This window comes from Novosphingobium sp. HR1a (assembly GCF_015594425.1).
Taxonomy (GTDB): Bacteria; Pseudomonadota; Alphaproteobacteria; order Sphingomonadales; family Sphingomonadaceae; genus Novosphingobium; species Novosphingobium resinovorum_A.
In genome coordinates this window covers 1-12,052 of the sequence record NZ_JABXWS010000051.1, presented here as the reverse complement: position 1 = coordinate 12,052, position 12,052 = coordinate 1, and the positions used below count along the sequence as shown (strand labels likewise).

The 12,052-nt window shown below is 64.9% G+C and carries 16 protein-coding genes; 5 read left to right on the top strand and 11 right to left on the bottom strand.

Annotated elements, in window-relative coordinates:
• Nucleotide 1: 1 nt before the first annotated feature.
• From HWN72_RS13590 to HWN72_RS13580, 3 genes are all read right to left on the bottom strand, one after another.
• Nucleotides 2-166 (bottom strand): hypothetical protein, encoded by a 165-nt coding sequence (locus tag HWN72_RS13590; RefSeq protein WP_155986275.1) that lies wholly within the window; start codon nt 164-166, stop codon nt 2-4.
• A 5-nt stretch (nt 167-171) separates the two neighbouring features.
• Complete coding sequence (locus HWN72_RS13585; protein WP_008833122.1) at nt 172-354, bottom strand: hypothetical protein; 183 nt, start codon at nt 352-354, stop codon at nt 172-174.
• A 130-nt stretch (nt 355-484) separates the two neighbouring features.
• Nucleotides 485-1,171 carry a DUF4136 domain-containing protein gene (locus HWN72_RS13580; RefSeq protein WP_036526466.1) on the bottom strand — a complete coding sequence of 229 codons (687 nt, stop codon included), beginning with the start codon at nt 1,169-1,171 and terminating at the stop codon, nt 485-487.
• A gap of 216 nt (nt 1,172-1,387) precedes the next feature.
• Between HWN72_RS13580 and HWN72_RS13575 the strand changes: the two genes are divergently transcribed.
• Complete coding sequence (locus HWN72_RS13575; RefSeq protein WP_008833120.1) at nt 1,388-2,044, top strand: MOSC domain-containing protein; 657 nt, start codon at nt 1,388-1,390, stop codon at nt 2,042-2,044.
• A 152-nt stretch (nt 2,045-2,196) separates the two neighbouring features.
• On the opposite strand, the gene trpS is transcribed toward HWN72_RS13575, so the two are convergent.
• The 3 genes from trpS to secB all read right to left on the bottom strand — a co-directional run bounded on the left by trpS (nt 2,197) and on the right by secB (nt 5,667).
• On the bottom strand, nt 2,197-3,216 hold the full coding sequence (trpS, locus tag HWN72_RS13570) for a tryptophan--tRNA ligase (RefSeq protein WP_008833119.1): 1,020 nt from the start codon (nt 3,214-3,216) through the stop codon (nt 2,197-2,199).
• Between the two features lie 195 nt (nt 3,217-3,411).
• Nucleotides 3,412-4,983 carry a murein biosynthesis integral membrane protein MurJ gene (murJ, locus tag HWN72_RS13565; protein ID WP_069708218.1) on the bottom strand — a complete coding sequence of 524 codons (1,572 nt, stop codon included), beginning with the start codon at nt 4,981-4,983 and terminating at the stop codon, nt 3,412-3,414.
• Between the two features lie 168 nt (nt 4,984-5,151).
• Nucleotides 5,152-5,667 (bottom strand): protein-export chaperone SecB, encoded by a 516-nt coding sequence (gene secB, locus HWN72_RS13560; RefSeq protein ID WP_008832774.1) that lies wholly within the window; start codon nt 5,665-5,667, stop codon nt 5,152-5,154.
• Nucleotides 5,668-6,016: 349 nt separating this feature from the next.
• Between secB and HWN72_RS13555 the strand changes: the two genes are divergently transcribed.
• The 3 genes from HWN72_RS13555 (at nt 6,017) to HWN72_RS13545 (ending at nt 8,631) form a co-directional block, all read left to right on the top strand.
• Nucleotides 6,017-6,706, top strand: a complete 690-nt coding sequence (locus HWN72_RS13555; protein WP_008832773.1) for a Tim44/TimA family putative adaptor protein — start codon at nt 6,017-6,019, stop codon at nt 6,704-6,706.
• 102 nt (nt 6,707-6,808) lie between these two features.
• Nucleotides 6,809-8,065, top strand: a complete 1,257-nt coding sequence (locus tag HWN72_RS13550; protein ID WP_008832772.1) for a murein transglycosylase A — start codon at nt 6,809-6,811, stop codon at nt 8,063-8,065.
• Nucleotides 8,062-8,631: a Smr/MutS family protein gene (locus tag HWN72_RS13545; protein ID WP_008832771.1), complete on the top strand. Its 570-nt coding sequence runs from the start codon at nt 8,062-8,064 to the stop codon at nt 8,629-8,631. The genes HWN72_RS13550 and HWN72_RS13545 overlap by 4 nt, the downstream gene beginning before the upstream one ends.
• A gap of 89 nt (nt 8,632-8,720) precedes the next feature.
• On the opposite strand, the gene HWN72_RS13540 is transcribed toward HWN72_RS13545, so the two are convergent.
• The 4 genes from HWN72_RS13540 to HWN72_RS13525 all read right to left on the bottom strand — a co-directional run bounded on the left by HWN72_RS13540 (nt 8,721) and on the right by HWN72_RS13525 (nt 11,252).
• On the bottom strand, nt 8,721-10,031 hold the full coding sequence (locus HWN72_RS13540; RefSeq protein ID WP_211150471.1) for a site-specific integrase: 1,311 nt from the start codon (nt 10,029-10,031) through the stop codon (nt 8,721-8,723).
• Nucleotides 10,003-10,461 (bottom strand): hypothetical protein, encoded by a 459-nt coding sequence (locus HWN72_RS13535; protein ID WP_211150470.1) that lies wholly within the window; start codon nt 10,459-10,461, stop codon nt 10,003-10,005. The genes HWN72_RS13540 and HWN72_RS13535 overlap by 29 nt, the downstream gene beginning before the upstream one ends.
• 178 nt (nt 10,462-10,639) lie before the next feature.
• On the bottom strand, nt 10,640-10,912 hold the full coding sequence (locus tag HWN72_RS32000; protein ID WP_353231258.1) for a winged helix-turn-helix transcriptional regulator: 273 nt from the start codon (nt 10,910-10,912) through the stop codon (nt 10,640-10,642).
• Nucleotides 10,913-10,958: 46 nt separating this feature from the next.
• Nucleotides 10,959-11,252 (bottom strand): hypothetical protein, encoded by a 294-nt coding sequence (locus HWN72_RS13525; RefSeq protein ID WP_211150468.1) that lies wholly within the window; start codon nt 11,250-11,252, stop codon nt 10,959-10,961.
• Nucleotides 11,253-11,384: 132 nt separating this feature from the next.
• Between HWN72_RS13525 and HWN72_RS13520 the strand changes: the two genes are divergently transcribed.
• Nucleotides 11,385-11,654 (top strand): hypothetical protein, encoded by a 270-nt coding sequence (locus tag HWN72_RS13520; RefSeq protein ID WP_211150467.1) that lies wholly within the window; start codon nt 11,385-11,387, stop codon nt 11,652-11,654.
• Here the strand turns inward: HWN72_RS13520 and HWN72_RS13515 are convergent.
• The gene (locus tag HWN72_RS13515; protein WP_211150466.1) at nt 11,623-11,823 is read right to left on the bottom strand and encodes a hypothetical protein; all 201 of its coding nucleotides are present in this window, start codon (nt 11,821-11,823) and stop codon (nt 11,623-11,625) included. The genes HWN72_RS13520 and HWN72_RS13515 overlap by 32 nt on opposite strands.
• Nucleotides 11,824-12,052: the final 229 nt, after the last annotated feature.

Below are 12,052 nucleotides of genomic sequence, written 5' to 3'. Positions count from 1 at the left end.
TTCAGGTGGCGGAGCTGAACACTCCGCTCCACCACAGCAAGGCCCCGATCACCGCGACGAGCGACAGGATCAGCGAGGCGCATCCACCCCAGCCATAACGGTGGTGGATCGCTTCGGCGGTTGCTTCGATAAGACCTTCGAAGATCCATTCAACGAGCCAGGACAAAAGCGTCAGTCCTTGCCCTTGCCGTCCCGCTCACGCCGGGCCTTACGCCACTTCAGGCCATACCAGCCCGCACCGCCGAGGCCGCCCAGCATCATCGCGCCCTTGGCCAGCGTCTCGAACGCAGCGCTCAAGGCGCCGATGGTGACGCCCCAGAACAGCTGCGAGAGGATGGCCATGAAATTATGCATCAACAAATCCTATGGGGCGCCAGATAGCGCCTGAGGCCCCATAGCAAAAGGACGGGCCCGCAATATTTCAGCGGACCCGTCCCTCGGTGTCTCCCACTCTTCGCAGGGGGGAGCCTGTCTGATTTCGTGCTTATTTCTTCTCGGGCGCGACTGTAATGCGCACGGTCTCTCCGGAGTTCCCGGGGAAATTCGTGAACATCGCTTCCACCAGATTGGGCACGACATACTGCAGGCGATTGGAGGTCGAGACGGCTTCCGCCTTGCCTTCGAAGAGGCGCTGGCCGTCTGCGGCGCGGTCGATCTTCAGGTCGATGCCGCTGGTGTAGATGGTGTAGGACTGAATGCCGTTGTCGAAGAACGGGTCGTACCAGCCATAGCGCCACGGGCCGCCCCAGCCGAAGCCGCGACCGTAGAACCCGCGGCCGTAGAAGCCGCCGCCATAGGGACCCCAGCCGCCCCACGGGCCGAACGCGCCTGCGCCCACACCAGTGCTGCGCACGCGCTCACGGCCATTGTCGACGCCGTAGTCGAAGCGCACGATCAGCGTGGCCTTGGCCGGGTCTTCCACCGGGGTGTAGCCCAGCTTGGCCATGCGATCGCCGACCATCGAGGCATACTGGCTGAATTCAAGCCCGCCAGCGAGCTTGGGATTGTCCGCGACTATCGCGAAGCTCTGGCCCTGCGGGGCGGGGAGCTGGGTCGCGAAACGCGAAACGTCGGCCTTGAACGGCGTCGCGCACGCGGCGAGCGCCATGAGCAGCACGGCGGCAGCGGCCATTTTCAGCCTGCCGAGCTGCGATCCGGAATGGTGTGTCATCATCTTTGCTCCACGAACCCGAAGAGATCCAGACGCCCCACTCCGGCGCGGCCTTCGATTCTTTTACGATACTGTCGTGAAATCAACGCCCTGAATAGAGGTTGAATGGACTTGGACGAGCGACGGACCGTTCCGCCGGTTCATCCCGCATCCACCGCCCTCGGGCCGGCTTCACGACTTGATCGCGTTTCGTTCATGTAGGAATAAAGCCCGGTCATGACGAGTCCGTTCCCCATTCTTTCCGTACTTTGCGGCAAGGTCGCTCCGTTCCGCGCGGCCGACGAGCCGAGCGCCATCGCCAAGACGGCGGTGCAAGGTCGGGTGAAGGTCTACCGACTGGGCCTCGAAGGGGACAGCCAGGCCGATCTTTCGGTCCATGGCGGGCCGGACAAGGCCATCCACCACTACCCCCACGACCACTATGACTGGTGGCGCGAAGCGATCGGCGACCATCCGCTGCTGGCCGATTACGGCGCCTTCGGGGAGAATATCGCGACCGATGGGCTGACCGAGGAAGACATCTTCATCGGCGATCGCTGGCGCATGGGCAGCGCGCTCGTCGAGGTGAGCCAGGGGCGCCAGCCGTGCTGGAAGCTCGATCATCGTTTCGACGGGGCGAAGGTCAACGCCGGGTGCGTGAAATCGCGCCGGGCGGGCTGGTACTACCGGGTGATCGAGGACGGCGAGGTCGGTGCGGGCGATGCGCTTGAACTGATCGACCGGCCTTTCCCCGACTGGAGCGTACGCCGCGTCTTCGGCCTGCTCATAGCCGGAGAGCACAAGGGCGACCCGGAAGGCCTGGAAGCGTTGGGCGCAGTCTCCGCGCTCGCCGAACCGTGGGTCCGGCGACGCGCGAAGCTGCTGGGGCTTTAGCGCCTGTCTGCAAATCCGCCGCAGGCGGATTTGGCGGCACCGCCCCACTCCCCCACCTGACCACCCAACGATAGTACCCTATGGGTGGTCGGGTGGGGGAGTGGGCCCGGTGCCGCTACGAAAATGCCCACCGGGCATTTTCCAGACGAATTTTAACCCCGCACGAGTCCGAGGGCGTTGTAGGTCTTTTCCAGCGTCGGGATCGCCAGTTCGCGGGCCTTGGAAGCACCCTTGCACAGGATCGCGTCGAGGCGCTCGCGGTCCTCGCGCAGTTCGAGGAAGCGGGCGTTGATCGGCGCCAGCTTCTCGACCAGCAGTTCGCCGAGCGCGGGCTTGAACTTGCCGAAGCCTTCGCCGCCGAACTCGGCCAGCACCGCCTCGACCGTGGTGCCCGCCATGACCGCGTAGATCGCAACGAGGTTCTTCGCCTCGGCGCGGCCTTCGAGGCCGCCCTTTTCCGAGGGCAGCGGCTCCGGATCGGTCTTGGCCTTCTTCACCTTTTGCATGATGGCATCGGCGGTGTCGGTCATGTTGATGCGGCTCATGTCCGAGGGGTCGGACTTGCTCATCTTGGCGGTGCCGTCACGCAGGGACATGATGCGCGCGGCCTCGGGCGGGATGAACGGTGCGGGCAGGGTGAACAGCGGCGCGTCTTCCGCACAGAAGTCGTTGTTGAACTTCTGTGCGATGTCGCGGGCGAGTTCGAGGTGCTGCTTCTGGTCCTCGCCCACCGGCACGTGAGTCGCCTGGTAGAGCAGCACGTCGGCGGCCTGCAGCACCGGGTAGGTGAACAGTGCGACGCTGGCACCCTCGCGGTTCTTGCCCGCCTTGTCCTTCCACTGCGTCATGCGGTTCAGCCAGCCCATGCGCGCGGTGCCGTTGAGCAGCCACTGCATCTCGGAGTGCTGGGGCACCTGAGCCTGATTGAATAGGATCGAGCGGTCGGGATCGAGCCCGCAGGCCACCAGCGCCGCGACCATCTCGCGCGTGTTCGCGGCGAGGTCGGCGGGGGTGTGCGGCATCGAGATCGCGTGGAGGTCGGCCAGGAAGTAGAGGCACTGGCCACCCTCGGCGGTGACCTCGTCCTGCATCTTCACCCAGTTGCGGATCGCACCGAGGTAATTGCCGAGGTGCAGGTTGCCGGTGGGCTGGATACCGGAGACGATACGCATGGTCGCGTCCTTAAGTCAGTTGTCGATGGATGTGAGGGTTGCGCCCGTACAGGGCACGAATGCAGGTACGGTCAGCGGGTGACCGAACGCCATCGCCATGAACGCGGCGCAAAGGGGCGCAGCGTGGGCGGGAAAAAGATCGCACGATCCTGCATGGCCGGGGCTCATAGCACGTTCGCGCATCGATGGAACCCTTCAGGCGGCGCGCTTGCGGCGGCGCAGGAGGGCGAGGTCGGCGCGGGTGAAGGCGCCGGTCGCCACGGCAGCGATGCCGTAGACCGCGCAGCCCGCCGAAACGAGCACGACCAGCGCCAGCCCGCGTACCAGCCAGGTGCCGTGCACATAAGGCATCATCAGGTCCTGCCCGAACCACAGCGCCGCGCCCATCGCCACGGCGGCGAGCGCCAGCCTCGGTCCGCGCCGTTTCAGCCGCGCATCGACGGTGAAATGTCCGCGCTTCACCAGCGTGCGGTACAGCATCGCCACGTTGAGGGTGGAAGCCAGCGCCGTCGCCAGCGGCGGCCCCATGTGCTGCAGCGGCACGATCAGCACCAGATTGCCGACGAGGTTCGCGACCATCGAGATCGTCGCGTAGCGTACCGGCGTCCTCGTATCCTGCCGCGCATAGTAGCCGGGCGTCAGAACTTTCACGAGGATGTAGCTCGGCAGGCCGATCGAGAAGGCCGCGAGCGCCTCGGCCGTACGGGCGACGTCGCCCGCGTCGAACTTGCCGTAGCCGAACAGGGCGGCGGCGATCGGCTCTCCGCAGACGATCAGCGCGACGGCGGCGGGCAGGGTGAGCAGCAGCGCCAGTTCGAGGCCGCGGTTCTGCGTCTCCATCGCCTCGGCTTCCTGCCCCGCGCCGAGCTGGCGCGAGATCGTCGGCAGCAGGACGGTGCCGAGCCCGATGCCGATGAGGCCGAGCGGCAGCTGGTTCAGCCGGTCCGCCATGTAGATGTAGGTCACCGAGCCGTGCGCCAGCAGATAGGCGGCGAGCGCGGTGGAGATGACGAGGTTGATCTGCACCGCTCCGGCTCCGGCGGCCGCAGGCAGGATCAGGTTGAGCAGCTGCTTCACGTCGACGTTCCACACCGGCATGCGCAGCCGCATCGACACCCCGTTGGCGCGGCAGGCGAGCACCAGCCAGAGCAGCTGGAGCGCGCCGGAAACGGAAACACCGATCGCCTGGTTGCGCGCGGTGATCAGCGGGTCGTCCGAATGGAAGCCGAGGAGCGCCACGATCAGCGTCAGGTTCAGCAGGATCGGCGCGGCGGCGTTGACCCAGAACTTGTTCAGCGAATTGAGGATGCCGCCCAGCAGCGAGACGAGGCTTATCAGCGCGAGATAGGGAATCGTCAGGCGGCTGAGCATGACCGCGAAGGCGAACTGGTCGTGCGTGACGTCGTTGAACCCGCCCGAAAGCAGCAGCGTCACCGGCCAGGCCAGCACTTCGAGCAGCACGGTCATGACGATCAGGACGGGCAGCAGCACCGACAACGCCTCTTCGGCGAAAGTGATGCCGGCCGGGAGGCCGGGGCCGTCCTTGTCCGTGACCTTCTGGTTGAACATCGGGATGAAGGCCGAGGCGAAGGCCCCTTCCGCGAAGAGAGCCCGGAACATGTTGGGCAGGCGAAACGCGATCAGGAAGGCGTCGGAAGCGAAGCCCGCGCCGACGAAGCGGGCGAACAGGCTGTCGCGGGCAAGCCCGAGCACCCGGCTGGCGAGCGTCAGTCCGCCGACGCTGGCGAGGGCTTTTGCGAGGTTCATGCCGCGCTTTCCAAAAGGCAGGCGCCGTGTCTCGCATCCTTCGACAAGCTCAGGATGAGCGGAGTGGAAAACGGGCGGGAAGTGACACCGTCTGGTTTCATCACCCCCGCCCGCTCATGCTGAGCTTGTCGAAGCACCGGCGCGACGCCCCGACCCTCAGCAACTATCTCAGGCGTTGCCGACCGGCTCGCCCATGCCGGTCTCGGCCTGCTGCTGCTGCGCCTGCAGTTGCTGCACGTAGAGGCCGTTGAAGTCGATCGGCTCGAGCATGAGCGGCGCGAAACCGGCGTCGCGCACGGCGTCCGACACGATGCGGCGGGCGTAAGGGAACAGGATGCGCGGCGCCTCGGCGAAGAGGAACGCGTGCGACTGGGCCTCTTCGAGGTTGCGCATGCCAATGAGCGCGCAGTAGCTCAGCTCGACCGCGAAGGCGACGCCCAGGCTGGTGCGCGACGAGCAGGTGATCTTCAGCTCGACTTCGTGGACTTCGCCCTCGATCGCGCGCGCGCCGATGTTGAACTGCACGTCGATCTGCGGCTGTTCCTGCCACGAGAACGCTTCGGGGGCGTTCGGATTCTCGACCGAGAGATCCTTGATGTACTGCGAAATGATGCCTGCGGCGGGGGCGGTGTCTTCGCCGTTGCCGAGGTCGAGGTCGGAAATGATGTTGCCTTCGTCGGCCATCTGATCTGTGTCCCGCAATGGAATCTGAAACGTTCAGCGGGGGCGGGTAAAACATTTTGCGGGCGCGGGGAACACCCGAGCGTCGGGAAAATTGTAGAGGTTGTGTCCCGAAGTTGCGCGCACATCGCTTCGAGGGGCTCGATCCGCCGGGAAAATGCCCCGAACGAGCCACTCACGCGTTGTTCATTTGTAATGCGTACCTATCTGGGGCTATGTTCGAGTGCTAAGCCGAAGGCACGTTCGAGTCTTCGGAACTGCGCCGGAGTGCGATGGGGCTTCAGGCCGGTCTTTGATCGGTTGCGGCCACGGTGCCACAGACGGGGCGCCACAGAAGGATGGAATTAGGGACGTGACACCGGAAATAGTGATCCTGGCCATGATCGCAGCCTTCCTTGGCTTGCGGCTGTACTCCGTGCTCGGCCGCCGCGCCGAGCATGAAGAGGAGCCCATCCAGGGACGCTTCGAAGGTCGCCAGGGCCAGAAGCCGGGCGCTCCGCGCGTTTCCGCGCCGCCGCGTCCCGATCAGCGCAGCGATGACCGCGCCCGCGCCGAACAGCCCCGCCAGCGTGCGATCCCGCTCGCGCCGCCTTCGGTCGAGCGTGGCCTTGCGGAGATTTCGCAGGCTGATCGCCGTTTCGACGCCGCCGCCTTCCTCGACGGCGCGCGCAGTGCTTATCGCATGATCCTCGAAGCCTTCTGGAAGGGCGACAAGGCCGAACTGCGCCAGCTTTGCGATGATGACGTCTATGCCGGTTTCGCCGCCGCCATCGACGCCCGTATCGAGGCCGGCGAGACGCTCGACAACCGCTTGATCCGCATCGAGGAAACCGGCTTCACCGCTGCCGGCGTGGAAAACGGCTATGCCCGCATCACCCTGCGCTTCCGTGCCGATATCGCCGCCGTCACTCGCAACGCCGAGGGTCAGGTGGTCGCCGGTTCGCTCGACGACGCGATCGAGACAATCGACGTCTGGACGTTCGGTCGCGCCGTGAACTCGCCTGATCCCGACTGGGTCCTCGAAGAGACCGACGAAGGTTGATCCGGGGTTGATCCCCCCTTCTTTGGACTGCTAGCCGACAAAGCCTGATCCGCCCCGTGCCACCCCCGGCGCGGGGCGTCTGCTTTGCGGGGAGGGTTTGTTTTGGCGCTGGAGACTATGGCACCTGCGGTGGTGTCCGGGCGGTCGATCCGGGACGCCTGGCGCGCTCTTCTGATCGGCGGTCTGCTGGCCACGCTCGCGGCTTGCGGCGGCGTAATCCCGAAGACCGGCGGCCCGCGCCCCACGCTTCCGCCGACCGGGCCGACGACCCTGCCTTCATCTCCCCAGAACGCGCTGGCTGCCGGTGTGCGCCGTGGTCCTGCGCTGTCGGCGCTGCGGATGGGCGCGGCCGATGCGGCAGGCGCTCTCGCCTCGTTCCGTGAAAGCTGCCCGAAGCTCATCGTCCGCAAGGACGGCAGTGGCCTGACCCGGCCCGAGGACTGGCGGCAGGCTTGCACCGCCGCCGTGAACTGGGGCGCGGGATCGCCCGCGCTGTTCTTCTCCAGTTTTTTCGAGGCCGCCCGCATCGGCGACGGCAGTTCCTACGCTACCGGCTACTACGAACCGGAGATCGCCGGCGGGCGCACGCCGCAGCCCGGTTATACGGTGCCGGTCTACGCCTTCCCGCCCGATCTCGTGCGTGCGAAGCCGGGGGATGCGCCGCCGCTCAGCAGCGGGCGCATGCCGCTTGGCCGCTATGCGCCGGACGGCACCTTCACCAGCTATTTCGACCGCGCACAGATCGATGCCGGGGCGCTGGCGGGCAAGGGGCTGGAGATTGCCTGGGCCGCCGATCCCGTCGAGTTCTTCTTCCTTCAGGTGCAAGGCTCCGGCCGCCTCGTCGCTCCGGACGGCACGGTGACGCGCATCGGCTATGCGGGCCAGAACGGCTTGCCCTATACCGGCATCGGCGGGGTCATGCGCGATCAGGGGCTGGTCGGCTCCGGGCCGGGTCAGTACTCCGGCTCCATGCAGGGCATCATGCAATATGTCCGCGAGCATCCGGTCGAGGGGCGCGCGCTGATGGAGCGCAATCGCTCGTGGGTTTTCTTTAAAGTGTTGAACGGTGATGGACCGCTCGGTGCCCTCAATGTGCCCGTGCGAGCGGGCAATTCTGTGGCCGTAGACCCCCGCTATGTGCCGTTGGGTGCTCCTGTGTACCTCGATATGGACCGCCGCGAGGCCAACGGCCTGTGGATCGCACAGGATACCGGCGGCGCGATCAAGGGTGCGAACCGTTTCGACACCTTCTGGGGCGCCGGGTCCCAGGCCCGCCTGACCGCAGGCGGCATGAGCGGCCGGGGCAATGCCCTGATCCTCTTGCCCAAGGGCGTCCTGACCCGCCTCGGCGCCCGATGAAACGGCCGGGGCGCAGGCTTACGGAAGAGGAGAAGGCGGTCTGGGCGCAAGTCGCCCGCACCGTCAAGCCGCTTGTCGCGCCTCGCAAGCTGGTCGAGCCCGAGGCGCCTGTGATGCCGGTCCCGGTTGCTCCGCCACCACCTGTGAAAAAGGTCAAGGGCCGGGTTCCGCCGCCGTCGCTGCCTAAAGCGGCCCCGCCCAAGCCGCGCGTCGATGTGCCGGTCAATCTCGACGGATCGTGGGAGAAGCGGATCTCCAAAGGCACGTTGCTGCCCGATTTCAGCCTCGACCTGCACGGTTCCAACCTCGATCAGGCCTACATGCGTTTGATGCACGGGCTGGTGCAGGCAAAGGCGATGGGCGCACGAGTAGTGCTCATCGTGACCGGTAAGGCGCGTCCTGTGGATGCCGCAGACCGGGGCAGCGCGCGCGGTGCGATCCGCGCGAAGATCGCCGACTGGCTTGCCGCGAGCGAGCACGCATCGGACATCGTCGCCATTCGCGGCGCCCATCGGCGTCATGGCGGGCAGGGTGCGATCTATCTCGTCCTGAAGAAGCGGCGCTAGGCAAAGCGCGGCCCCGAAGGGGAAATAAGCACCAATTTTCAGAAGGATGTGGAGGCCCGAGGACCAATCAACCCTCGGATATCTGCGGTTTAATGAAGGGCTACTGTGCCAGCCTCGGTACGATCGTTTCCACTAGGAGGAGTATTTGCTGTAGTGGAACTATCTTCTTCGGATGGCTCGATCCCCGTAGGTGCCGAACACGTGCCACCGAGATTGAGGATTGCAGCTCCCCGGAACAAGTGGCTGCTCATGAGGTGGATGTAGCGTTGGGCCGTAATCTGGATGTCAGAGTGCCCCAACCAGTCCCTCAAGGCGACCAAATCCATCCCGCCGATCGCCAGCCGGGTAGCGCAGGTATGGCGCATGGAGTGCATGGTCACGTCCGATATGTCGAACCCCCGGTCCTCCATATCCGCCTTCAGGTTCAGCAGCATGTAGCCGGGGCCACCGGAGCCGCTCTTCCATGGGAACCAGCGGCCTTTGACGGCCATCGCATTGAGCAGCGGGATGGTGCGCAATACTCGATCGGTCGCCGGCACTTCGCGGGGCTTGTCGCTCTTGGTGGAGTAGCGCTCCAGGCCGAGGTAGGTGGCCGCAATCTGCTTCCCGGTCGACTGGTCGAGCCAGCGCTTCGTCCGTATGGACTTCTGACCGAGCGATAGCAGCTCTCCGAGGCGGAACCCGGTGTCCAGCGCGACGACGATAAGCCATCCGAGGTGACGCCATGGGCGGGAGGGCTCGTCCTCGATCCGCTTGGCGATGCAGTCGAACAGCGCGACCTCCTCAGCCTCGCTCAGGACGCGCTCACGGATGTTTCGCACCTCGATCTTGGGGAACTTGGGCTTGGCGATCAGATACGCCTTGCCGGTCTTCGGGTCGTCATTGTTGACAGCATACGTCAGGGCCGAGGAGAGGGCGCCGAGGAGCTTGCTGACGGAAGCCTCTGCGTAGCCCGTTCCGTCGCGAAGGGTTTTCTCGATCATGCCGATATGCACGCTTGCGACGTCCTTGAGCAGCAACGTGTCCAGCTCAGCGCGGATGATGGTCTCCTTGAGAACACGCGCGTTGCTCTCGTGGGTGCGTTGAGCCTTCTTGCCCCGCCAGTTGGTATCCAGGCAGTCGATGATCCAGTCCACGAGGAGTATTCCTCCTTGGCGAGACGTCTGGCTAGTGGAAGTTTCGACGGTAGGGCCTCGACCCTTGGCCGCGATCACCCCGCCCATGGCAGGATGCTTCGGGTGCCGACCGGCCAGCCAGTCCGCCCGCTGGCGCTTGGCGTCTGCCATGTCGCGAGTATCGAGGGAGACACGGGACCGCTTCAGGTCTCCTGTATCGGGGTCCGGTAGGCGGACGTCGAGGTAGAGGATGCCGTTAGGCTTCGTCCCGATCTTCACGGTCATTGGTGGTCTCCTTGGTAGGAAGTGCGGCGCCGTCGAGGGCCTCAAGCAGTTCGGCGATGACGTTTCGTCCCTGAGCCGTCAGGCGTAGGAACTTCTCGCGGTTGTCGGCGGGGTTCTCCTCGCGGGTGAGCCACCCGAGCCCTTGACGCTTGCTCTCGTAATCCGAGCGCTTCATGGGCTTGTCGAGGAACGCCTTGTAGGTCGTGTGGAGGCTGCGATTGACGATCGGGCCGACAGCCTCCTTGAGAGTCGAGAACGTGCCCGGTTTACCTGCGAGGTCGGCGATTGCGGCCGACAGGAAGAACGTCATCTGAGCGAGCGTCATCCTCTCCGGCGACAATTCGGCAAGGACTATCAACGCCGTAGAGAAGTCGGTTAAGTCTCCGACGCGCAGCGTAAGCTGGTCGCTCCGGCGTGAGCGGGTGGTCATCGGTTGCTCCATTGTTGGGTAAGGGAGAAGTTCTATCTTCCGTAAGCATCTAGTGGTGACCCGATCAAGAGGATTCGCCCACGGATATACCGTAGGAAAATTCCTATATACAAGAACAAATCAGGAACCCCCGTTCCTGATCCGGCGTGTGACAGACCCTTCGCCTAGTGGAAAGGGCCTAGCCGCAAGTTGCGTCTTCGACGAACTTTTCGACGAGACGAAGGCTCCGCTCGGCAAGCCTTAGGGTGGGTTGGTAACGAATTGGTCGGTGACCCCCGTGGACCACTACCCGACCGATTCGCTCTAGCTCTCTCAGACGTCTCCGGGCGGTATCCTCACTGACCCCAGCCAGTTCGGCGACCTCCGCAGCGGTGAGCGCTGCATTGTCCCGGTAGAACGCGCAGAGGAGTGGTAGGCCGACAGAAGGCCCCCATATCCTCGTGAGCGCCATCGACAGCTCAAGCGCGCCGCAGGCGAGCTGAGCATTTCTGCGGCGGTCAGCCATGGCGGACCTCCTCATCGTAGGGGCCACGCGAGGCTCCCGAGGCTTCAGCCAGGTCGACGACGTCGGCGCACCTTTCGGCGACCCTGCCGGCAATCTGGAGGGCCAACGCCGGGGTCACTTTGACCCGCGCCGCGATCGACCAGAGGACGACGGCGGAGAGGTACTTTCTGGCAGCCTCGGCGGGATGGTTCAGGCCGAACTGCATGCCCGCTGCGAGAGCGTTGCGGACAAACGGGTGGGGATGCGCCATCACCACATCGGCGAAGGCGTCGAGACGCTTAGGCATTTCCGTTACTCCGAAGGTCTATCTAGTGGAATAGATGTGTCGAGTTGTAGGATTTTTCCTACGGTTTCCCGCGCCGCAGTTTTTTCCACAGTCCTCTGTTCTCCTCATGTTCCAATTGCGGTAAGTGGAAGCATGGACACGGCAGAAGCCCTGAGGATCATCGACGATCGCGTGGAGAAGACGGCGTCGTCACGTGGTGCGGACGATGCGACTCGTGCCGCGCTCCGTCACTTGGCTGGGTTAGGGATCGAGCGCGCGGTGTTGGTCTGGTTCTGGCAAGCACTCTTCGGTGAGAACGAGATTGGCCGGGACCAGAACGCCAACGCCAGCAGGAACCGGATCAAACTGCTAGTGCAGGAGTACCAGCGGCTCAGCGGTGGGAGGGCAGGCGGTCGCCGGTAACAGCCCCGGCAAGAGCACCTAGGATGCCGCAGCCGAACCCGATGGTGATGCAGGCGCAGCCCACGACCGGGCGGCCGGTGCTGGCGGCAATGCCTGCAGTCAGCCAGGTGGAGGCGTAGAGGCCCCCGAGGGCGCCGATAAGGGCGTTGCGGGTGATACGGTAGGGCATTTCGACTGCTCCTTCTTCAGTTACCGGAAGAGCCCACGCAGGAGCACTTCAGGAAACTGGCGGAGTCCCGGAGGACCCCGCTACAGTCTGTCTAGTGGAAGGATTAGGCGGGCATTAGGACGCCTGCGCTGCTCAGGCGGTAGGGACGACCACCCACGACCTCAGTGTCATCGACCTCGAAACACTTGATGCGGTAGCGGCCTGTGGAGTCGTCCCAAAAGCGGAAGAC